The sequence below is a fragment of the Kistimonas asteriae genome, from assembly GCF_018263925.1.
Taxonomy (GTDB): Bacteria; Pseudomonadota; Gammaproteobacteria; order Pseudomonadales; family Endozoicomonadaceae; genus Kistimonas; species Kistimonas asteriae.
In genome coordinates this window covers 296,019-320,312 of record NZ_JAEVHF010000002.1, presented here as the reverse complement: position 1 = coordinate 320,312, position 24,294 = coordinate 296,019, and the positions used below count along the sequence as shown (strand labels likewise).

The 24,294-nt window shown below is 53.1% G+C and carries 15 protein-coding genes; 6 read left to right on the top strand and 9 right to left on the bottom strand.

The genetic code is table 11. The features are described 5' to 3' along the window. Window positions 1-226 precede the first annotated feature (226 nt). The 6 genes from KHS78_RS03700 (at window position 227) to KHS78_RS03675 (ending at window position 6,531) form a co-directional block, all read left to right on the top strand. Window positions 227-1,573, top strand: coding sequence for a DUF1329 domain-containing protein (locus tag KHS78_RS03700; protein WP_246506052.1), 1,347 nt, complete (start codon window positions 227-229; stop codon window positions 1,571-1,573). 124 nt (window positions 1,574-1,697) lie between these two features. Further along, entirely contained in the window at window positions 1,698-3,920 is a 2,223-nt protein-coding gene (locus KHS78_RS03695; RefSeq protein WP_211825216.1) for a LemA family protein, read from the top strand. 344 nt (window positions 3,921-4,264) lie between these two features. Continuing rightward, a complete protein-coding gene (locus KHS78_RS03690; RefSeq protein ID WP_211825214.1) occupies window positions 4,265-4,837 on the top strand; it encodes an adenylyltransferase/cytidyltransferase family protein in 573 nt (190 codons plus the stop codon). A gap of 21 nt (window positions 4,838-4,858) precedes the next feature. Continuing rightward, a complete protein-coding gene (locus KHS78_RS03685; protein ID WP_211825213.1) occupies window positions 4,859-5,473 on the top strand; it encodes an NUDIX domain-containing protein in 615 nt (204 codons plus the stop codon). Then, complete coding sequence (locus KHS78_RS03680) at window positions 5,470-6,081, top strand: hypothetical protein (RefSeq protein ID WP_211825211.1); 612 nt, start codon at window positions 5,470-5,472, stop codon at window positions 6,079-6,081. The genes KHS78_RS03685 and KHS78_RS03680 overlap by 4 nt, the downstream gene beginning before the upstream one ends. Window positions 6,082-6,192: 111 nt before the next feature. Next, window positions 6,193-6,531 (top strand): hypothetical protein, encoded by a 339-nt coding sequence (locus KHS78_RS03675; RefSeq protein ID WP_211825210.1) that lies wholly within the window; start codon window positions 6,193-6,195, stop codon window positions 6,529-6,531. Here the strand turns inward: KHS78_RS03675 and KHS78_RS03670 are convergent. From KHS78_RS03670 to KHS78_RS03630, 9 genes are all read right to left on the bottom strand, one after another. Beyond that, a complete protein-coding gene (locus KHS78_RS03670) occupies window positions 6,503-7,927 on the bottom strand; it encodes a TolC family outer membrane protein (protein ID WP_211825208.1) in 1,425 nt (474 codons plus the stop codon). The genes KHS78_RS03675 and KHS78_RS03670 overlap by 29 nt on opposite strands. Before the next feature lie 236 nt (window positions 7,928-8,163). Beyond that, the gene (locus KHS78_RS03665; RefSeq protein WP_211825206.1) at window positions 8,164-9,141 is read right to left on the bottom strand and encodes a hypothetical protein; all 978 of its coding nucleotides are present in this window, start codon (window positions 9,139-9,141) and stop codon (window positions 8,164-8,166) included. A gap of 55 nt (window positions 9,142-9,196) precedes the next feature. Further along, the gene (locus KHS78_RS03660; protein ID WP_211825202.1) at window positions 9,197-14,473 is read right to left on the bottom strand and encodes a hypothetical protein; all 5,277 of its coding nucleotides are present in this window, start codon (window positions 14,471-14,473) and stop codon (window positions 9,197-9,199) included. 131 nt (window positions 14,474-14,604) lie between these two features. Beyond that, window positions 14,605-16,005 carry an HlyD family type I secretion periplasmic adaptor subunit gene (locus KHS78_RS03655; RefSeq protein ID WP_211825201.1) on the bottom strand — a complete coding sequence of 467 codons (1,401 nt, stop codon included), beginning with the start codon at window positions 16,003-16,005 and terminating at the stop codon, window positions 14,605-14,607. Beyond that, window positions 16,002-18,185: a type I secretion system permease/ATPase gene (locus KHS78_RS03650; protein ID WP_211825199.1), complete on the bottom strand. Its 2,184-nt coding sequence runs from the start codon at window positions 18,183-18,185 to the stop codon at window positions 16,002-16,004. Before KHS78_RS03650 ends, KHS78_RS03655 begins: the two co-directional genes overlap by 4 nt. Window positions 18,186-18,374: 189 nt before the next feature. Next, entirely contained in the window at window positions 18,375-19,106 is a 732-nt protein-coding gene (gene phoU / locus KHS78_RS03645; RefSeq protein ID WP_211825197.1) for a phosphate signaling complex protein PhoU, read from the bottom strand. Window positions 19,107-19,148: 42 nt separating this feature from the next. Then, the gene (pstB, locus tag KHS78_RS03640) at window positions 19,149-19,928 is read right to left on the bottom strand and encodes a phosphate ABC transporter ATP-binding protein PstB (RefSeq protein ID WP_425513956.1); all 780 of its coding nucleotides are present in this window, start codon (window positions 19,926-19,928) and stop codon (window positions 19,149-19,151) included. A 162-nt stretch (window positions 19,929-20,090) separates the two neighbouring features. Next, window positions 20,091-21,755, bottom strand: coding sequence for a phosphate ABC transporter permease PstA (pstA, locus tag KHS78_RS03635; protein ID WP_211825195.1), 1,665 nt, complete (start codon window positions 21,753-21,755; stop codon window positions 20,091-20,093). Between the two features lie 33 nt (window positions 21,756-21,788). Then, window positions 21,789-24,071: an ABC transporter permease subunit gene (locus KHS78_RS03630; RefSeq protein WP_211825194.1), complete on the bottom strand. Its 2,283-nt coding sequence runs from the start codon at window positions 24,069-24,071 to the stop codon at window positions 21,789-21,791. Window positions 24,072-24,294 lie beyond the last annotated feature (223 nt).

The window sequence follows — 24,294 nt, the reverse complement described above, 5'->3', positions numbered from 1 at the left end:
ACAGGGATGTCCTGCCTGAGCGGGCGGAAAACGGATGCATACGACGGCCTTGCCACACCGCGCAAAGCAACTTACCCACACGTTATCAACACCGTCAGCAACAAAATAAAACGGGCATTTTTTGCTCTGGCACGGTAAATTAACGCCGTTTTTACAGTGTCCAATACAATAAAAGTTTCTTACAGGAAAAGCAGTACAACAGGTTGTACCTGGAGGATAACCAATAATGAAAACACTGCCGCTGATGTTGTGTGGGTTGCTCATCATGGGGGGAGCAAACGCTGCAGCTGACAGCAAGACTGCGCAACAACTGGATCAGAACCTTACGCCTGTCGGGGCAGAACGGGCGGGTAATGCGTCTGGCACCATTCCGGAATGGACAGGTGGTATCACCGCACCACCACCCGGTTATATAACCGGGGAACATCATCCGGATCCTTACCAGGATGACCAGCCTCTCTACGAGATCACCCGAGATAACCTCGCCACGTACAAGAATATTCTCAGTGCCGGCAGCATAGCGCTGTTAAACCAGTACCCGGATTACCGTATTCACGTCTATCCAACCCGACGTTCTGCTTCATTGCCATATCGTATCTATCAGGATACCCGTGCTAACGCCACCAGCGCTGAACTGACCTATCGAGGCAACGGCGTCCAGGGAGCAGCCAGCGGTATTCCCTTCCCTGTTCCGAAGGATGGCCTGGAAGCCATCTGGAACCATATTCTCCGTTACCGCGGTGAAACGCTGGATGCCACCACTAACCGTACCGTCGTGAATCCCAATGGCAGCTACAGTCTGGTGAAAATCGACAAGCAGGTGTATTTCGTTTACGGGCGGGAAGGCAATACGACAGACGACATTGATAACAAACTCTTCTATTACAAACATCAGGTAACGGCACCCGCCAGCCTTGCAGGTACCGCGCTACTCGTGAATGAGCCCCTGGACCAGATTGCCTCCGTTCGTAAGGCATGGCAGTACATACCAGGCCAGCGCCGTGTTCGCCGCCTGCCGAAACTGGCCTATAACGACCTGATGCCCGATACCAGTGGCATGCTCACGGCTGATACCGCGGACATGTTCAACGGCGCCCCTGATCGTTACAAATGGACGCTGGCGGGCAAACGCGAAATGCTGGTGCCTTATAACAGTTACAAGGTTCATGGGAACGATCTTCAATACAGTGACATCCTCACGCCGCACACCCTGAACCCCGATCTATTACGTTATGAGCGACACCGGGTATGGGTCGTCGATGCCAAGCTGCGCACAGGCTACAAACATGCCTATGCCAAACGCCGCTTCTATATTGACGAGGATAGCTGGCAGATCCTGATGGTCGATCTGTACGACGCGGATGACAAACTAATCCGCTTCCAGGAAGCCCATCCAATCAATTATTACGAAGTGCCACTGATGCTGAGCACACTGGAAGTCATCTATGACCTGGAAGGCCAACGCTACTTCGTTGATGGGCTGAGCAACCAGGAAACGGAATATGACTTTGCAGCCATCGCCAGCCCTCGAAACTTTACTGCCAGCGCATTGCGACGGGAAAACCGCAAGTAAGCTCTCTTGAGGATTCACAGGAGCCATTGCCATTCAGGCTATGGCTCTTGTAGTCTTTTCTATCATTAGGAAAGAGCTTCGCTGAATTTTCACTGATTATAAGAACGACAAGGAGAGTCTGTCAGTGCTGCATAAATACCGCCATATTCTGGCTAAATTAGCCGTATTACTGCTGGCTCCCATACTCCTTTTCGCCGGTCACTTCCTTAATAACAAAGGGTTGGATGAACTGCAGGCTCTACGCCAGATGGAGCGTATTCCCCCTGCAGACATCGGCGCACTAATGCCTGGCGCCGTCAACCTCTACGGTCCGGCAGAATCCCTTGGTCAAACCGTAAAGAGTCCCTATACCAAAACACCGACGCTTTATTATCGCTACCTGCATGAAATCGAGAAGAGGGATAGTGATGGTGATACTTACTGGGATACTGTTGAAGATTACACGGATACTGTCAATTTTGAGATCAGCGATGCGACGGGTTCTATCGCAGCCAATACCGAAAGCTACAAAAGCCTGATTCACTGGTCTGTCGAACAAAGTTTTCAGACAGTGAAAGGAGATCACCGCTATACCGAGTGGCGGATCGATCCCGGCAAATACCTGTTTATTCTCGGCTATATCAAGGCAGATCAACAGAAACACTCGCTCACCTTCCCTGACAACCAGAATTTTCGCCCCATTATCTCCACCTACGATCAAGATTATGAACAGCAAGAGCTGGGCAGCTACGGCATTCTCTACCTCTGGGGTGGAATCGCCCTGCTTGGTTTCGGCATCTTCTGCGTCGCGTTCCTGATCAATCTGCACCGGGTGTGGATTTATCTTCTGATCGTGATGTTGACGCTGTCTTTCTATCTCGCCCAGATCAGCCTGAGTATGCTCAAGCAGGATATGGTTGATGCCAGCCAACGTTTACAGGAGCAGGAAACCTATGCTGCACAGTATCTCGCTCAAGCAAGCCCGGATGTCGCACGCTCAATACGCATCAACCTGATGGCCACCTGGCTGCAGGCTCAGGAACAATCCCAGCGTATTCCCGAAAAACTGCTGGCCCCGCTCTGGGGCATCAAGATCAATGCACCGGACATCAACGTTTCAGACGAAGAACAGGCTGCAGCAGAGAAACTGGTCGCAGAGTTACCCAGTACCCAACTGCGCAGCGGCCTGCTGGCCATGGCTGCCATTCTTGCCTTTATACTGGGATCGCTGTTTGCCTGGGGCGGTATTCGTTTCATCAAGCACAAGCGCATCATTGAGAATATTGCTACACAGAAAACTGCCGGTGTTGTACCGGGGATTACGGAAGTCAAAGGCACCGTTGTTCTGGATAAAGAGGAGGCACTGCAAGGACCACTCACGAGTTGTGACTGTGTCTGGTATGACTACAAGGTCGAAGAGTTAAGAAGTTCCGGCAAGAACAGCAGCTGGGTCACCATTGAGCACGATACCGAGGGTGTGGTGTTCGCCTGTAAGGATGAAACCGGTGAATTGAGAATCAACCCAAAATCCGCAGAAGTACTGACAGACCACCGCAAGGTTCGGCGAACCAGACGTGTCGTCGCCAATGATCTCCGCTATACCGAACTCAGCCTGCGCGTGGGTGATCCACTATTTGCCATTGGCGAGGCCGTTGTCGACCGGGAACGCTGTGACCACGTACGAATGCAGAAAAAAGGTAAACAGTGGCCTTTCATTATCTCCAACCGCAGCGAAGAAGAAGTGATGATGAACCGTGGCCGCTGGGGACTGTTCTGGATGAACTTCGGTTTTTCAGGGCTTATGTACAGTACCCTGCTGATGTTTGCCCAGGCGGGCAGTTTCTCTCCGCTCGACATCCTGATGTCCGCTCTGGTCGCACCGCTGTACATGTTCCTGTTCATGATTGCGCTGCATTACAACGACCTGGTATTCCTTCAGCAACGGGTGGATCGTAACTACGCCAATATCCAGACCGCCTTGAAAAAGCGCAAGGATCTGATGCCAAATCTTGAGAAACTGGCCAAGGCCCTGATGAAGCACGAAGCCGACCTGATGGAGAAAGTGACCGCCCTGCGTACCCAGCATATGAACGCCATGAAAAACAGCCAGGCGATTGCGGGATTCCTTGGGCAGGAGCACCACTTGTTTGGACAGGTCAAAGTGGTCTGTGAAAAATATCCCCAGCTGAAAAGCAACAAATCCATCAAACAACTGATGACCATCATCCGGAACCTGGAAGATGAGATTGAACTGCTGCGCTCGGGCTACCTGAATGCCATCAATCTCTACAACACCCGTGTGGACAGTTTCCCCGATATGTTTCTGGCCAAAGCCGCCGGTTTTGACAAAAAACAGAGAATTTTCTGAAGACTCAGATGAGGTTAATGTTCAGGAGAAAAGAAGAGAGAAGAAAAAAAAGCCTGGCGCCCAATAAAGAGGGGGGAGGAGGGAGAGACGCCAGGACAGTATTCCAACCAAAAGTCAGGAAGTAATGAAAAAGTGAGGCCAATAATACGCCTTCTCCCAAAGGACTAAATCAGTAGTTATACCCCTCAAATTAACAAGGATTACCTAAGCAACCACGCAGCAAACCCAACCCACCCACCCATCCAGCGAACACAGGCATGTTGTAGACCGTCAGCCGTGCTTCCGGAACCTGTTTTCAGTTACACTTTCTGCACCTTTTCCCTAGCCAGAAGATAATTGTTCGCATGACTGACATTGGCGTATTCGGTTCTGTGTTTGATCCCCCGACGCTCGGGCACCTGGATGTCCTTGAACAGGCGGCCGGACACTTTGACCATATCATTCTGGTCCCCAGCGCCGCCCATGCCTTCAGTAAACAACCACTGCCTTTTGAGCAGCGGCTGGATTTGCTCCGGTGTTTTGCAAAACCTATTTCGCTGCCCGGTTGTACGCTGGACGTCAGCGAGATAGAGAACGCGTTACTGAATCAACACCCAAATAAACCGGTGTATACCTTTGATGTGCTGGTCGTATTGGAAAGCATGCATCCTGATGCCAACCTCAGCTTCATTCGCGGCCCCGACAATGCCGTGCCGGAAACATGGCGGCGTTTCTACCGTCATGCAGAGATTGAGGCTCGTTGGCCATTATTCACGGCCGATGAGCGTGTGACAGCGCGCAGTTCACAGGTTCGACAACTGCTGCAGGAGACCGCATTGGACGACAACAACGGTCTCCACGAACTTGATACGCTGGTCACGCCGGAAGTCCGTGATCGGATTCTGGCGCAAGGGTTGTATCGCACATCCCGTCAATGATGCACCGCTTTGGATAATGTCATGACCAATAATACCCAACCACCACATGATGTGGTTATCAGCAAGGAGGAAACCCTGTTCAAGGGTTTCTTCAGCGCTGTCCGTTATCACCTGAAACATACCCTGTTTCAAGGCGGCTGGAGCAAACCACTGGCACGGGAAGTCTTTATCAGGACACCTGCTGCCGGCGTCCTGCTTTACGACCCGGCAAGAGACGAAGTCATACTGGTTGAACAATTCCGTGTAGGTGCGTTTGCTGCAGGCGAACCGGCGTGGATGCTGGAAGTTGTAGCGGGTATCCTGGACGCCGGTGAAACACCCGAAGCCGTCGCCCGCCGTGAAGCCATAGAAGAAGCCGGCAGCGACATCAGCACTCTACTGCCAATAACAGACTACTTCTCCACACCCGGCGCCTGCAGTGAACGCATCTGGCTCTACTGTGGTCTGACAGACAGCAGTAACGCCGGCGGTATTCACGGGCTGGACACCGAAGGGGAAGATATCCGTGTCCATGTGCTGCCAGCCACCGGAGCCTTTGCCAAAATGGCCAGGGGTGAAACCAATAATGCCGCCACGCTCATTGCATTGCAGTGGCTACAATTGAACCGCCAATCGATCAGGGAACAGTACGCATGAATTGTCTGATCCGTTCATTCACACCGACCAGAATCCAAACCCTGCTGGCAGTTCTTTTGACGGTGCTGCTGTCTGCCTGCAGCAGCAATCCCTACCGGGCAGGTTACCCGGTGGATCGCCAGTGGACAGTCTTGCCTGTCGCGGCTCCCAGTGAAGATGCCAGCATTCAAGTTGAACTCCTGCTCACCCGCGCTCTCACGGAGCACGGCATCACAGGCCTTCAGCATCCGCCACAAAGCTGGATTGATGACCAGACCAAAGTCCTCAGGGATGCGCACAAATTGAAGAATGCCAGCCAATGGGCTCGCCAGCATGGTATTCAGCTGGGTTTGACCGGCATTGTGGATAACTGGTCGCAGGATGCCGCAAACCGCCCACAAGTTACTCTCTCATTGAAATTACTGGATATTCAATCTGGCGCCACCCTGTGGACAACCACAGGTAGCAGTGAAGGACAGCCCGGCGTGCCTATCAGTGAGGTTGCACAGACCCTGATCAACACGTTACTCGACTCACTGCCCGTAACCCGGAAATCGTTGTCAGACATCGGCTGGTTCACACTCCCGACATGGGCCACCATGCCCAGTGAACGTACCCCATTCCAGTGATCGACGGGGATTCTTGATCTAAGCTTTAAGAATGGATTCTTGGCGTAAGGGCTTCTGAGCAGAGCTGTTTTAATTGCAGATTGTTCTTACCGTCACATGGAGGAGGCAGCCATGCTTTACGCTCTCAGGGACGATGCTGGCGCGATTGTCGCGCTATCAGAAAAGCCGCTTAACGATCAGTGGCAGGTGATAAACCCAAAAGATCCAGCGCTGAAGGCTTTTCTGGAGCAGAAAATGGAGTTCGGCAAGCTGGTGATGCAGACCTCTGATCTCGACTTCATCCGGGTGCTGGAGGACTTGGTTGAGTTGATGATTGAGAAAAACATGATCAGCTTTACGGACTTCCCGCCTGCCGCCCAGGAGAAACTCCTGACCCGTCGCGGCTATCGGGAACAGATGCGCGGCAAAGACACCGTCAGTCTTATAGGTCAGGAAGAAGATCTGCTGTAAAGTCGATCCAGTCGCGGACTTCCTCTTCGCTGGATTGAGCTCGGCCTGCCACATAATCCAGGCGTTCGCGCATGGTGTGGGGCAGGCTGATATTCAAGGTTTCGAGCAACTTGCCCGTATTCTTGAGGATGCGGAACCGTGAATAGAGTTCATCGTGAACCACGGCAATGAAATCCTGCTGAGCCTGAAACAGTTCATTTTCCGTATCCAACAGGTCCAGCAGTGACCGCTTGCCCAGCCGGAACTGCTGCTGGTATTCCCTAGCCACCTCACGACTGGCTTCCACATGCTCCTTCAGGTAGTTCATGCGGCCAGCCATATAGACATAACCATCCCATGCAAGGCGCACCTCTTTCATCACTTCGCGGAATTGCAGGTCCCTCACGGCACGCGCTTCTTCAACCTGATAAAATGCTTCCCGCTTCAGGGCACTGTTGGCACCACCGCTGTAGAGGCTGTAAGACAGGTTAACCATGACACCCAGGTCATCCGTCTTGCCATCCGTCGCATCGATGTCTGAATTTGTATCATTCCAGGTTTTATCCAGTGCAAGGTCGACGGTTGGCCAACGATAACTTTCACTGGACTTGGCACGCGCCTCCATAGCCAGCACCTCAGCGCCTGCGGCCCGTATAGCCGGACTGTGCTGACCGGCCACAGACAGGGCGTCATCCAGCGTCATGGGCAACAAGGATGTATCAAGCTGAGGCATTACCAGACTTTTGGGTTTGATATTCGCGATACTGAAAAATTCACTCCGCGCATTGGAAATACCATTAATGGCATTCACCAGGTTGGCACTGGCACGTGCACGACGGCTGCGAATCTGTTCGAGGTCGGAGTTACGGGCCAGGCCACTGCCCGCTTTCTGGAAGGTCTGGTCATAGATTTCATCATGAACCGCCAGGTTTTCCCGTGCCAGCTCCACCAGCTGCTGTGCCCGGAGTACCTTGAGGTAAACTTCGGCGACGCGTAGTGCCACACTCTGAGCCGTTTCGCGCAGGAGTATGGAACGGAAATCATTCATGTGCCGGGCACTTTGCACCCGGTACTTGGTTTTATACCCGTCAAACAGTTTTTGTTGTAGTGAAAAACCGGTTTCAAAGATCTTGTCGTCGCTATCCTCATCCGTGGAACCCAGATCATATTCCCGCTTTTTCAGACCATAGGAGGCATCAAGATCAATCTTAGGTAAAAAGCTGGCACGCTCCACCGCAATCTGTTCTTTACCTGCACGGAAACGGTTAAGGCCGATCAGGACTTCAGGATTGGTTTCAATGGTATGCGCAATGGCTTCCTGCAGCGTCACCGCCTGTGCAGAACCGGCACCCAGAAGCAGGCCGGCAATCATGCCTGAGAGAAATCCCCTTCCCCGGTTTGCAGCGATTCTGTTCATGTCGTCCCTGACCATCGTGAAACACTTAGTAATAAGTTATCGGTTCGCTATCACGATAAGTTTAGTAGAGTGGGGAAAATCTACCTCTACCCGTATCATCTACGATGTGTGCCTCAACCAGGTTTTTCTTTGTATGAATATCCTTATATGACGATTCGTGGCTAGAAGAATAGCAAGTCATTTAACAGGAAAACATTAATCTGAATTCCTGTCATCATATTAAACCAGAATCCACTTTATTCATTTCTTAAACGTTCTCGTACAGTTTCTATGAGTGAAAAATAATCATCCCCATCCTCAAAACTATTTTTATCTAACATAAAATGTGAATCATATCTTCCTAAAAATACCCTTAATTCTTGCCCTGAAAAAATACTTTCTATCATACCTAGCTGAGCAGCGTCTTCTACACTCTCTATAAAACTCCTAATATTCTTATCTGTATCACCCATATATTCACGACCAATAAAGAAATCATACGAAAACAACCCTCGAATTTGAAAATACAGCTCTTCGTTACTATTCGTTCCCTCTGCATTTTCAAGTGATGGTATCTCTAACCCTTTTAATTTTTCAGACACTTGAGCATAGAGTCGTGAAAAACTGTCCTTCCATTCATCAGGAACATTCCAATAAGCAGATTTAGTACAATCCAAATACTCTTTAGCAACACAAAGCTGCTTAGCCGATACAAGCCCTTCCACAAAATCATCGATTGAACTCTCGTCGTAATTATCACTAAAGATATGGCTGTTTATTTGTTTTACAAGGTCTTTCGAAAAACTATCTATACTCTTATCCGCTTCACCGTCATTATCAATATATTCAGAGGCTCCGTGGTAGGCAACAGCGTATTGTTGATAATTCAAGCTTATGTTTTGCGCTCGATGCACATCCCTTTCCTTACTTCCAATAGGAAAATGTTTATCAACACCAACATCACCATCACCATCATCATCATCAACAACCGCCACACGCCTATCAGTAATGCATAAGTTCTCAAGAAGACTCTGGCTTACATTCTCAATTTTTCCCTTTTCATAGCAGGCTTTCAAATAACCTTCCGCATCACTCACTTCTACACAAACTTTTCCTCCAAAGAAAGCCTTTATTTTTTCAACAAAGTTAAGTTTCACATCACCTTTGACAGCCATCTTCGTAGCATCCCGCCCTGAAATCATGACAGAACCAGTACCCATATCACGTATACTCATATTAGCCTCTTAGCTATTATGCTTTCTCAGATCAACCTCATTCTGTTATGCAAGATCAGGTTATATCTCCAATTACAATATTTCCATTAGCGATCAGATTATTGAGGATTTCCACATTGGTGGAACCGAAATTCAACAGGTTGATGTTTTCGAGCACCACTTCATGACCGAAATCATCCCCGCCGTTGTTATTAAATTTAATGACCGACTGATTATCTCCGGCATCAATCGCACCATTACCGTTGGTATCAATAATTTCAATATCGAAATATTCGGTCAGGTTGCTGGCGGCGGCAGCATCCATCGCCTGGAACCAGAGGGTTTCAGAAGCGCCACCGGGGCTGGTCACTGCGGGGCTGGCAACCAGGTTCGAGGGGAGATCAACATTATTCATACCGGCTACATCAAGTTCACCCAGCGCCTGTGCTGTGGCGACAGAGAGTTCCACTTTATCGGTTGCAGCCGTATGGGTGATGGTAATTTCACCGCCGGCTTCAGTGACTGTCATGCCGAGCGTCGCGGCATCTGCAGCGGTCTGTATTGCCGTCGCCAAGGCTGCAGCATCCGCCGGGGCCGTGCTTCCGATATCCAGCTGTGTCGTTGTCGCACCCACTTTGACAGCTATGGTATCGGTCACACCATCAACAAAATTACTCCCAATGTAAGACGTGACATCCCTGATGATCGCATCATTGCCAACATGCTCAACATTCGCCAAAGCGGTTGCTGCTGAACCACTGGCCGTAATCTCAATACTGCCACCAACTCCTTTATTGCCACTAGCGACCCTGACCGTCGTACCACCAACCACCGATGCCGTGGCGCCCAGCCCCGTTAACGCCGTATTAAGGTCAGTCATAAAGGTAGTGGCATCGGTATAACTGTCTGCTGCCAGAGCAATGTTCTGATCCGTGCCATCAATGGAAATGACAAAATCAGTTGCGCCGCTGGTATCCAGCACATTGACGCCATCAAAAATAAAATTGAAGTCCTGGGAGGCGGGTACCAGCGCCACGACAGGGGAAATCGTGATCTTCGCCGATGCCGTGACACTGTTACTGGTGACAGTAACAGTCGATGTATCTGCTGATACCGCCGCTGAGGCTCCCAAGCCGGCATTGGTTAATGCGACATTTACTGCAGCCGCGAAAACTGCCGCGTCATTATAGCTGCCAGCGCCCCCCATATTTGCCTGCGTAATCATGTAATCTGTGCCATCAATATTGATGACAAACCCACCACTGGCATCCAGATCCGTCGCACCATCAAAGGTCCAGCCAAAAGCCTGTGAGGCCGGTAGCGTGGCCGCACCGGGATTGGCCAACCGATTACCGCCAATCACAAAGTCCGTTATGGTGGTACGGGATAGATTCCCGGAATTAAAAATATACGTGTCACTCCCAGCGCCACCGGTCACGCGGTCCAGCCCGCCACCGGTATTAATCAGGTCATCACCGGATGTTGTGTTCACGGGCGCCGGATTGGAACCATCGTTGGTAGTGTCATCATCAATGATTTCATCCCCGTTGGTGCCGGTGACCGTATTCACCGGCGACACCGTGATCAGGATGTTTTCTGCATAAGCGCCCAGCTGTCCATTGGGCGCCGGATTTACGGTATATTCCCCCACCTGCCCTTCAGCGTTACTGTCCTGGGCAATAGCCAGTAAAGGGTTCAACAGGTCTGTCGTACGATCTGTCGCCCCTTCGTTTGCACCGGCAACAACAGTCAACACCATGTTGTCCGTACTCGCAGCCGGTGGCGTCACACGCAGCGTGGAGAGATCCCACGGCTGATCATCCGGTCCGGTGCCGTTCACCAGCTCCAGATAATCGGTTGAACCTGGATACGTGTCTGACCCCGTAAACGTGGCCGAATTACCCTTTCCATCCCAGACCGTGGCGCCATTGGCTAGACCATAGATAATCACTGCCTGCTCTTCGGAACCATCCAGATCATCAAAAAACGTCGTCCTGCCGGTAGTCAGAAGATTGGGAATGACAACCGGAATATCTGCGCCGGTATAGATATCGTTAGCCGTAGCGACCATCCGCACGTTATCCAGCTGATACGCATCCGTCACCGCTCCAGCGCCGGTATTGTTCACCGTAAACAGCAACTGGGACACACCAAAGCTGCCTTCCACATACGGCATCACGACCCGGATGGAATTATTGGCACCGGCGGTAATCGTCCCCCCATTACCATCAGATCCACCGACCGCAAGCGTAATACTGAGATTAGGATCACCAAACCAGCCAATCGTCAGCGTTTCACCACTCGCATTGGGTGTGTAATCAAAGTTCAGGACATATTTCTGTGCGGTCGTTGCAACCGGCACATTCTTGGCAATGAAGCCCCCGGGATTAATCGTCACTACGCCCGCCGAAACCGACGCATCATTCCCGGTCCAGTTATCGAGCGAATCTGCTCCCGTACCATCGATGAAGTCACTGTTTTCAACAATAGCCGTCAGAGAGACGGCATTGTTCTCCGGGTCATCCACCAGGGCGGTGACATTGATCGTATAGGTATGAGTCTGCTCCGAATAGCCGGTGCCATCATGCACCTTGAAGGTAAAACTGGCATACGGATTAGCGCCCACATTGGCTTCATGGGCATCCGGTGCAAAGCGCAACAGTCCCTGCTCGATCTCGGTACGGCTGATCTGTTGCCCGGGAATCACCGACACCTGTGACGTGCCGTAATCCATGTAAAGCAGGCCTTCATCAGGCAGGGTTTCAATCAGAATATGGTCAATCCGGTCACCATCCACATCCGTGAACAGGAAGTCCGGCTCACTCACAGTGATCGTGTTGATACTTTCCGAGTTATCCATCAGCTGGTAGGTAAAGCCGGGATACACCGTACCACTGTCATCTGCGGTGTAACGCAAGCGCAGGTCATTGGTATCGTCCACATCATCCCGGTGAATCAACATACCCAGTGAGACATCAGTTTCCGTGTCATTGACCGTGTCATACAGGAACAACCGCCCATTAGCAGGCAGCGAGGTGATGCGCATGAACTCCTGCGTCACGCCATTGATATCCACAAAATCCAGTTCCGTGGTTGTGTAGGTAATCGTCTCTGAGTTCGAGGGCAACGTCGTGATATCCGGCAGGTATAACTGGTCATCCAGCAACCTGAATTTGAAATCGGTGTTATAGGCCGTATGCCCTGCCGGCTCATAGCGGAACTGGTTGTTATCAATCAGCGTCTTGCTGATGGCCTGTCCGGCAATGATGTTTTCCTGGTGCGTCCCATATTCGATGTACAGGCGCCCCGTTGTCGGCAGTTCTGTTACCAGCAGTGTGTCCTGACCGGTGCCAAAGGTGAAACCACTGAGAATCACGGTATCCGATGGCGTGAAGATCAACGCCTGATCTTCAAACATGGCCTGGGTCTTATCAGCCGATTCTGGCAGATCATTGACCGGAATGACCGTGACCGTAGTTGATACCGGTGTACTGAACGATTTGTCTATCAATGTGATATGGATATTCCGGTCAGTATTATCAAAGCTGCCAGCATCCGCATTGCTGGCATAGAGGATGGACTCCAGTGCAGTCTGGAACTGCTCCGGCGTAGACCCGGTCAGGGATATCAGCGTCATGACGTAGGTGTCAGCATCATAGGTTGCGGTAATGTCATTCGGCAGCGTCGTACCGGCGGGAAATTCCAGCACATCGTCTGTCATGCCATTCAGGATCTCCACCGTTGCACTGAACTGCAGGCCATCGGTCACATCGGTCACCGCCGTGCCGCTGGGTACCACAACGACGGACTGGTTGACGAGTGGCGTCAGGGTCAGATCCGGTGGAGAGAAGGGGGTGAATGTCGCCGCAGAGGCTGTTTCATCGGTTACGACGATAGAAATCGTTCTGGCCGTTGTATCTGGCGCATCACTGGTATTGGTGTAATGCAGGGTTTGTAATGCTGTTTCAAAATCATCCAGAGAGGCACCGGCAGCCGCTGACAAAACAAACGTTCCAACACCGGTAATCGCATCAAAGAAGTAGGTGCCCGCGGCAATACCGGCCGGCAGTGTCCCGATACTTTGCAGCTGGTCTTCTGCTCTGGCGTTGACGATCTGGATCACTGCCGACGTCAGCAAGGTATCATCAACATCCGTAATCTGAATGTCGTTATCCACCAATGCAACAGCGGCACTGTCGATATCCGCCGGTGTCCCAGTGGCATCATCCGCCTCGATAAAGTTGACGCTGAAACCATCGCCGGGTAAAGCCAGCGACAGATCCACGACTGAGAAATCATTATCTTCCGTCAGGGTAACTGTCGTTACCGCTTCCTCGCTGTTCTGGCTGCGGGAATCAGAAACCACCACAGCGATCTCAACATCCCGGCTGGTATCAGCACCTGGTACCGGATTTTCACTGGTATTGCTGAAGCGGATCTGTTTCAACGCCTCTTCATAGTCCGAGGCCGACGCACTGCCACTCAGGGTAACCTGTGTGCCACCGCTGTTCAGTACGGCAGTGATACCAGACGGCAGGCCTCCGGTATTAACTGTCAGCTGGTCTCCCGTCAACGGGGTCCTGATCGTGACAGTGGCACTGGCCATCAACTCGTCGACACCTGCGGTGGGATAATCATCCACCTCAAGAATCCAATTGCTGGCAGCACTGACGCTTTCATCAGCATCCCCCTCCGTGAAGGCCACCGCATAATCACGATTCACTCCATTGGTGACGTCCAGATAAACCAATGGTGAAACACCCAGTACTGGCGGCACAACAACCGGTGGTATGGATTGATCCTTGTAAAGGTCAAAATAGAGCGGGCTGGTCAGCAGGTTTTCCTGCTCATCACCAGCACTGATACCGGACAGACCGCTGTAATCCGACAATCGAGGGTTAGGCACACTGGGTGAAACCTGCTCACGGAACTGATCCATCCCTAAGCGAACGGCTTCCAGATGCAGGTCGTCCTCCTCTTCCCACCATTCACGGAACGGGTTCTCTGCAACCGGTTCTTTTACAGGCTGCTTTGCCACAGGCTTGGCCAGATTCGGGGTAGCAGGTTGCCAGACAGGAGCAGGGTCAGCCACTGTGGCATCAGGCTCTGGCATTCCCTCGCCAGGCAAGGCCGCACTGAACAGGCTGTTGCTCTGGAGTTCAACGATCTCGCCATCCATCAGTTTGATTCTGGCCAGACTTTCCGGCCCCGTCCGAACCATATCCCCAGGGTAAATACGATCACCGGGAACCAGCGGCAGGATATCTCCATCCTTGCCCAGCATGTTCAGCTCACCGACCACCGTCATGATGATGCCGGAAAAACCGGCCTTCGATTCGATCTGTCTGGCCATCGTTCACCCCAATCCCTGAAGCATGGCTTTGCCTGACCCTCCACCATTCAAGCGCGGTGGGGACTCAGGACCCATTGATGCGTATTGCAATAGAGATCGACGGCGGCGATAAAAGCTGAACCGTATCCGGCTCAGCGTTCGGTGAGTGCGTTGGCCTTGGCCCTGAGCACGGGCTTGAGAAGATAGTCGAGCACGGTTTTCTTGCCGGTGATGATATCCACGCTGGCCACCATGCCAGGAATAATGTGCAAGGGTTTTTCTGCCGTTCCCAGCCAGTTCCGATCGGTGCGGATGCGAACGAGATAAAAACTCTCGCCCTGCTCATTGGTAATCGTATCCGCACTGATGTGATCAACCTTCCCCTGGAGACCGCCGTAGATGGCGAAGTCATACGCGGTCAGCTTGACCACCGCATCCAGTTCCTTCCTCAGAAAGGCGATGTCCTTGGGTGCGATCATGGTTTCAACCAGCAGGTGATCCTGCAACGGAACAATCTCCACCAGATCCATGCCTGGCTGCACGACACCACCAATCGTATTCACATGGACTTTCTTGATGACACCCTTGACCAGTGACTTAACCTGTCGCCGGGTCACCTGGTCACGCAGGGATTTCCGGGATTCCGTCATTCGCGCCAACCGGATCTCGTTCTCTCGCAGCGTTTCGCGGGCCTGCTCCTGAAAATCCAGCAACACATCCCGTTCTCGTGCCCGGTTTTCCTCCAACGTTGAGCTCAGCCGGGGCATATCCAGTTCGGCATTGCGCAGCTCAGAAAGTAGATCATTCACTTTCTGCTTCAGCTGAAGCAGTTCTACTTCAGAGATCACGCCCTTTTCAGCCATCGGGCGAGTCAGTTCCAACTCCTTGCGACTGAGCTCGTAGCTCTTCTGCAGGTGCGCGCGCCGGCTTCGCAGGGCTCGCAATGCCTGCTCCTGCTGCTCAGTCTGCTCTTGAACAATGGTCAGGCTGGTTTCCAGGCTCTGCCGACGGCTACGATAAAGCGCCTGCTCCCGATCCCTGGAAGCAGGGAAGCGGTCCAGCGCCCGGGGGAAAATGAGCGGTCGCTGCTCCGCTTCTGCCCGCAAGCGCGCGATCGTTGCCAGAATACTGTAATACTCTACTTCCGCTTCCTGCAGGGAAGATGAAAAGCGAATTTCATCGAGGTGCATCAAGGTCTGGCCAACTTCAACCTGATCGCCTTCCGACACATAGATCGCATCCAGTATGCCCCCTTCCAGGTTCTGCACCACCTGCAATCGTGAAGAGGGAACCACCTTGCCATTGCCACGGGTTATTTCATCGAGTTGCGCCCATCCCATCCACGTGAGCACGGCGAGCACAGCGACCAATCCCAACCACAGCAATGCGCGTGCTCCGACGGGTGCATCCTGCAGCTGAGCCGCGTGGATATCCGCCATATACTGCAGGTCTGCCGAATCCCGACGCACGTTCGGCTTTCGGGTATTCCTTGTATTACGCTTTGGAACCGGCTTGCGGGACTTGGTTGCAGGCCGCGCAGGTGTCTTGATCATGACCGAGTCTCCTGCGCTGCCGGTGGTACAGAGGCCGCCAAAGACTGCAGCACCTGCTGCTTCGGCCCATCAGCGATCACCTTGCCATGATCCAGCACGATCAACCGATCAACGAGCTCCAACATCGTCCCTTTGTGCGTGACCATAATGAGCGTCTTACTCTGGAGATATTGCTTTAGTCTCTGCCTGACCAGGTATTCACTGGTGTTGTCCAGCGTGGTGCAGGGCTCATCCAGCAGCAGGATCGGTGGATCGGTGATCAACGCCCGAGCCAACGCTACACACTGCCGCTGCCCGCCAGACAGGTTGGCGCCCCGCTCCCCGACCGGCATCTCCAACCCTTCCGGGTGATGCCGGACGAAATCCATCACCCCGGCAATTTCTGCAGCCCCCAGCAGGGCTGCATCTTCCACAAATCCGGCGCCCATGGTGATGTTGTCCCGGACACTGCCATAAAACAGACTGCTGTCCTGCAGGAGCGTACCGATGTTGCGGCGGAGATCGGACGGATCAATCTGACGACTGTCCAAGCCGTCAAACTGTACTGCGCCGGATGCCGACTGATATAACCCCAGCAACAGGCGATTCAGCGTCGTCTTGCCAGAACCGCTTCGACCGATAATGCCGACCTTTTCTCCCGGACTGATGGAGAAGCTGACATCATCCAGCGCTTTTCCCTGCTGTTTTGGGTATTGGAAAGAGACATGGGTAAACGCAATCTGCCCCTGTAGCCGCGACCTGTGGACAAACTGTTTTTCCTCAGGCTTTTCAAGCGGTTGCTGCATAACATTATTCAGTTCCGTCAGCGCCGCACGAGCCTGGTTGTAGCGGGTCGACAGTGAAGCGATTTGCGCCATGGGCGTCAGACAGCGGCCAGCCAGCATCACAGAAGCAATCAGTCCCCCCATGCTTAACTCGCCTTTCATAATCAAGTACACGCCAGCCACAATCAGCGCGACCGTCACCAGCTGTTGCACAAACCCCACAACCACACCGGTTGAAGCTGTCAGGAGCTTGCTGCGGGCACTCCAGCGGGCAATATGACCGACACTTTTTTCCCAGCGCCCCTGCAGTTCACCCTCGGCCCGCGCCGCACGGATGGACTCAAGCCCTGAAAGACTCTCGATCAGCATGGCATTCTTCTGGCCTGATGCCCGGACAGTGTTATCAATAGTTTTGGCCAACGGCCGTTGAATCATCAGGCCATAGAGGGCAATCAGTGCCATGCCGGTCAGAGGGACAGTAATCAGCGGCCCCCCAATGAAACCCATCACCATCAACAACAGCAGAGCAAAAGGCAGATCCACTAGTGCTGTCACCGTCGATGAGGTGATAAATTCACGAATACTTTCAAAGTCCTGCAACTTACGTGCAAAGGCGCCAACCGACTGAGGCCGGTTGGCCATCGTCATGCCCATGACACGGGAAAAGATGCGCGATGAGAGCAGGATGTCAGATTTTTTGCCGGCCAGATCAATAAAGTGACTCCGCAGCAGTTTCATCACCGTATCAAAACTGAATACAACCAGTGCACCAATCGCCAGCACCCAGAGCGTATCAATGGCATTATTGGGTACGACTCGGTCATAAACATTCATCACAAACAGCGGGCTGACGACAGCAAACAGGTTGATCAACGCAGAGGCCAGCAGTACATCCCGGTAAATCCGCCAGGAACGAACCAGTGTTCCCCAGAACCAATGGCGGGAGCGAACATTCAGATTCGCCTCTGCCCGTTCGTCATAACGGTATTGTTCGCGGATAAAAAATGCATGCCCTGTGTATTCATGCTCAAGCTGCGCAAAGGTGACATCACGGCTCCCTTCTCCCGATTCCGGCTGGATAATCCGTGCTTTTTTACGACCACGATCAATCGCCGTCATCACACAGGCACGACCGTCTTTCAGCAATAAAACAACGGGGGTAACAAGCGGAGAGATTTCATGCAGCTGCGTCTTTATTAAACGTGCAGAGAACCCTGCCTGCTCGGCTGCACGGATAAACAAAGGCGCATTCAAACAGTTCTGCTGTAAAGGTAGTCCCTGCTGTAATGCTTCAGCGCTGACAGGATGCCCCAGCAGCCGCGTGACAATAACAAGGCAGTCCAGCAACGGATCAAGGTGCTCTGCGCCTCGTCCATTCAGCTTATAGTTATATGGTTTGTCCGAAACACGTTGCATATCAGAGACATCCTGTCGGCCTTACCGGTACTAAGGACATCTCCGGGTTACATTCTATAAAGTGTATTCCAGATTTGTTTGTTATGAGGGACTCACGTCTAAATGCTCATGCAGGTATAGGTATCGGTCGTAGCAGATAAGCAAACAGCCTGGTAAGCAGGCCGTTTTAGAAGAAGTGACGATACTGGATTAAATATCTTCAAACACTTCGGCCTTCATCCGCTTGATGCCAATGTGCCGGACATCCGTACCTTTCACCAGGTAAATCACGTATTCCGCGATATTACGAGCATGGTCACCAATTCGCTCAAGTGAGCGCAATACCCACATGATGTTGAGCACCCGGGTAATAGAACGGGGATCTTCCATCATATAAGTCACCAGCTCGCGCATGGCAGATTTGTATTCCCGGTCTACGGACTTGTCTTCCTGCACTACCGCCAGCGCCATATCTGCGTCAAAGCGGGCAAAGGCATTCAACGCATCCTGTACCATCTTACGGACATGGGAACCGATATGCCGTGCTTCCACATAGCCGCGCGGCGCCTCGCCCTGCTCGCTCAGGCTGATACCAAAGCGGGCGATCTTGGACGCTTCATCACCGATACGCTCCAGGTCAGTCGCCGCCTTGGTACAGGCGATCACTAGACGCAGGTCACTGGCCGCCGGCTGACGACGGGCCAGTACCCGTGAGACATTCTCGTCGATGGACACCTCCATGTAATTAATGTCGGTGTCCTTTTCACGGACAGACAAGCCCAGCTCACTGTCTGCATCAATCAGCGCACGAATCGCATCTGACACCTGCTTCTCTACCGCGCCGCCCATGGCCAGCAACTGGTTACGCAGTTCATCCAGATCATTATTGAACTGCTGGGAGATATGATGAGTAATCTCATCGGATTTAGTTTCAATCGGCATTTTCTGTTTTCCTCAGCCTGCTCAATTCATACACGACACGCATTAGCCATAGCGACCGGTGATGTAATCTTCGGTCTTTTTCTGCGTCGGGTTGGTGAATACGGTATCCGTGTCGCCAAATTCGATCTGCTGCCCCATGTAGAGGAACGAGGTATAGTCGGATACCCGCGCAGCCTGTTGCATATTATGCGTCACGATGACGATGGTGTAGCGACTCTTGAGCTCGTTGATCAGTTCTTCAATCTTCAGTGTGGAAATCGGGTCCAGTGCTGATGCCGGTTCATCCAGTAACAGTACTTCCGGCTCCACTGCAATGGTTCGGGCAATGACCAGCCGCTGCTGCTGACCGCCGGACATGCCGAGGGCGCTTTCATGCAGACGGTCTTTCACTTCATCCCAGAGGGCCGCGCCTTTCAGCGACCACTCCACCACTTCATCCAGTGTCCGCTTTTTGTTGATCCCCTGAATACGGAGACCGTAAGCGACATTCTCGTAGATACTCTTGGGAAACGGGTTTGGCTTCTGGAACACCATGCCAACCCGACGGCGCAGGTCCGACACCTCAACCCGCTTGCCATAGATCTCCTGACCTTCCAGCAGGATCTTGCCGTTAACACGACAGCCATCCACCAGATCATTCATCCTGTTCAGGCTACGCAACAAGGTTGACTTACCACAGCCTGACGGTCCGATGAACGCCGTCACCCGTTTCTTGGGTATCGTCAGGCTGATGTCGTAAAGCGCCTGCTTCTCACCGTAAAACAGATTCAGGTTCTGGATATCGAGGCAGGTTTCCTCTTCTTCAAGTCGCAGCTTACGCATACCACGACCAAGGCTGTCCATGTCGATGCTGTGCGTCCGCGCCTGGGGTTCGTCAACACCCGGCGCCACCGGCTTCGCTTCAGGAGCTGTGCGCGTTTCAGGGGCTACTGCCAGTGTCTCGCTCATCTTGTCACCATTCCATTCGAAACAGATTATCGCCGGTTAGACTTCCAGCGTTTTATATTTTTCGCGCAGGCTGTTACGGATTGCCACAGCCGACAGATTCAGTACCGCAATCACGATCACCAGCAACAGTGCCGTGGCGTACACCAGCGGACGGGCCGCCTCAACATTCGGGCTCTGGAAACCGACATCATAGATGTGGAAGCCCAAATGCATAAATTTCTGATCAAGGTGCAGGAACGGATAGTTACCGTCCAGCGGCAGGCTCGGTGCGAGCTTGACCACCCCCACCAGCATCAAAGGTGCGACTTCACCGGCCGCACGGGCGACAGCTAGAATCAATCCGGTCATCATCGCCGGGCTGGCCATTGGCAGGACGACCCGCCAGAGGGTTTCCGCCTTGGTCGCTCCCAGCGCCAGGCTGCCCTCACGCACGGAACGCGGAATACGTGACAAACCTTCTTCCGTGGCCACGATCACCACTGGCAGCGTCAACAGCGCCAGCGTAATCGCCGCCCACATCAGACCGGGCGTACCGAAGGTTGGCGCCGGCAGTGCCTCCGGGAAGAACAGCTGATCCAGCTGCCCCCCAAGGAAATACACAAAGAAACCCAGGCCAAAGACGCCGTACACAATGGAAGGCACCCCGGCCAGGTTGTTTACCGCAATGCGGATGGAGCGGGTCATGAACCCCTGTCCGGCATATTCTCTAAGGTAAACGGCGGCGATCACACCGAACGGCGTCACGATGATGGACATCAGGATCACCATCATCACCGTACCGAAAATCGCCGGGAAAATCCCACCCTCGGTATTGGCTTCCCGCGGATCGTCACTGACGAACTCCCAGAGTTTGTCGCCATAGAATGCCAGTTTATCCACCAGCCCCATGGCATTGGGGCGATAAGCCCGAACCACCTTGCCCATCGACAGGGTGACTTCCTGCCCATTCGCCGTTTCAGCGACCGCGCTGTCACGATTAAAGGCCACATACAATTCACCAAGCTGCTGCTCAAGTACCTTGTACTCAGCATCAAGCGCAGCTCGCTCGGCCTGAATGCCGGCCAGCACGGCAGGCGTCGTCTTACCCTTCAGCTCCAGGCCGCGCTCTTTCAGACGCAACCGTTCGAGTCGGGCATTGATGCTTCCAATGTCGTGTTTCTCAATCTGGTAAATCAGGTCGTGGATAGCCAGCGCCCGTGCAATCCGCTGCTGGAACATATCCCAGGCCTCATCACCGGTCGCCACGGTTGTATCCGCTTCCCGTACCGCTTTGAGGTAACCGTAAAAATTACCCCATTCCCGACGCTCAACCGCCATCGCATTCTCAGGGTAACGCGTATCCTGCAACCAGGGTTCGACCACCCAGGCGAAATCGCTACCTGTAACATCCCGGTTGCCAACCTTGACCAGGCTACGCTCAACCATGTCCAGTGAAGGATCCAGCGGCAGCCCGGCATCACGCAAACGCTCACCGGAAACGGCTTCCGAATCCGCCAGCTGCCCCAGTACCTGACGGCTTTCCTGGCCGGGCACCCGATAATCCGCCGCCACAATCGCTGACGGCCAGAAATGCCCCAAACCTCTTACCGCAATCAGGGCCAGAAGCCCGACCACCATCACCAGACTGATCGCCACCGCCCCGGCGTTAAGCCAGACCCAGGGCGAGCCCCCCTGAAACCATTTGCCGACTGTTGTTCGCATTCTCTCTGCCTGCCTATTCTTGTACTGCGGTTATCACAGGGAGCTGTATTTGGTTCTGAGGCGGTGTCGCACCAACTCCGCCATCGTGTTCACGAGAAAGGTGAACAGGAACAGGGTCAATGCCGCCAGGAACAGAATCCGGAAATGGCTGCTGCCGACCTCGGACTCCGGCATCTCCACCGCGATATTGGCGGCGAGTGTGCGCATACCCTCAAAGATATTGGCGTCCATGATGGGCGTATTACCTGTCGCCATCAGAACGATCATGGTTTCACCGACCGCCCGGCCCATGCCGATCATCAAGGCCGAGAAAATACCGGGGCTGGCGGTCAACAGTACGACACGGGTCAAGGTCTGCCACGGCGTCGCGCCCAAGGCCAGAGAACCGTAAGTCAAGTGCTTGGGCACACTGAAAATGGCGTCTTCCGCAATGGAGAAAATGGTGGGAATGACAGCAAAGCCCATCGCCAGTCCGACGACCATAGCGTTGCGCTGATCGTAGGCAATCCCCAGGTCTTTAGTGATCCAGGCACGCATGTCCCCACCAAAGAACAGGTGCTCAAGCGTGCCGCTGGCGCCAAGTGCGGCCCAACCCGCCAGCAAAATAACGGGCACCAGAATCAGCGGCTGCCAGCCATCAGGCACCCTGCTGCGTAGTTCAATGGGTAAGCGATCCCAGCAAAAGGCAAAACCCAGCACCGCAAACGGTACGATCAGAAGCAGCGCGAAAATCCCCGCCAGGTTATTCTCGACAAACGGCGCCAGCCAGAGACCGGCCAGGAAACCGAGAATAACGGTGGGCAGCGCTTCCATCAGTTCAATCACCGGCTTCACCTTACGACGCAGACCCGGCGCCATGAAGTAAGCCGTATAGATCGCACCGCAGATCGCCAAAGGTGCCGCCAGCAGCATGGCGTAGAAGGCTGCCTTCAAGGTGCCGAAAGCCAGCGGCATCAAACTCAGTTTGGGTTCAAAGTCATTATTGGAAGCCGACGACTGCCAGATATATTCCGGCTGCTCGTAGGATTCATACCAGACCTTCTCCCACAGGGCGGACCAGGAGACTTCCGGGTGTTCATTCTCTACGCGCCAGAACTCAATACCACTGGGCGAAAGCATCAGCAATGCATTGCCCCGGGGCGACATGCCCAGGGTATTGATCGCGGTATCCGCTACCGGCAACGTCAATAGTGTGCGGCTGGACGTCGTATTGAACAGGCCTGCCGTTCCGGTCGCATCCACGGCCAGAAAGCCCTTACGACGATGTTCAGACGCAATGCTAGTGACAGGATGATCCCCCAGCTGGAAATCACGAATGCGAGTCAGCTGTTGTTTGCCTTCCGCATCACGCACCAGGAACCATTGACTGATATGTCCCTGGCTGTCACCGATCAACAGGGAGATGCCACCCAACAGGAACTCTGCCGCCGTCACCGTGGCGGTGCCCTCGGTCAGATCAATGGTATCCATGAGTTCTGGCTGGTGAATGTTGCGGATGGAAAATAGAGACAGACTGTCATTGCCATTGACGACATAAAGCCACTGCTGGTCGGTATCAATCAGCAGCTTTTTGACCTCACCTGCCACCGCAGGTAAATCCACACGCTGTTCTTCCAGGGTAATCTCTTCAGTGAGGAAATCTTCTTCCTTGGTAAACGCTTTCATGAAGAGCCGTTGACCACTGCTTCCCACCAACAGCAACTGTTCGTCACTGTCATGAATGGCGGCTTCTGTCACGGGCTTGCCGCTCTCAGCAAGGGTGATGGGCGTTTCGCCATAGGGGTAAACAATCGCAGGCGTAATCACCCGCTGGTCATTCGGCCAGGTAATGCGGTAGTCATGCTTGAAAACAATGGCATCACCATTGGAGAGCCCCGCCACCATCAAATGGCTGGCCGGATCCGCGGTGCCGATGGAGGAGATGGTCACGCCTTCAGGCAACGGCAGGTTAAATGCCCGCGTCTGGTTGCCTGAACGGGTATCAAAGAACACCGCCTGACCATCAGCCATCACCCGCAGGCCCTGTTCGGCCTGTTCTTCCATGGTCAGGTAGAGAACTTCAGAAGCCTGTTTTGACGGCGCTACCGGCAACATATAGCTGGCTTCACGCTGCATCTCCGCCGAACGGAATAGGGGTGCCACTTCATACAGCAGATAAATAAAGATCAACAGGATCGCGACAATAATGCCAATGCCGCCGGTGGCGATCCCCCATCGCGCCGCTTTATCCTTGAGTCGCCGACGATTCCCGTAACGCTTCAGGGCCGGGGTATCGAAGTGAAGCTCAGGCGCTGCTGCTATGCCTTGTTCGTTCATGACCAAGTCCGGTTTTTGTTATGAGCGTAAGGTAACCAGACTGTGTGACAGAAATATTACAAACGGCGATCAGCCTTTGATCTTTAGCCAGCACGGAATAAACGGCAGCCTTATTGTCTACCACCTAATGTCAGTGAAACTGTACAAAATGCAATGAACCCAGATCCAAATCCAAAGTCAATTAGAGCTGACAGACTCACATGATGTTTCGATACAAGGACCT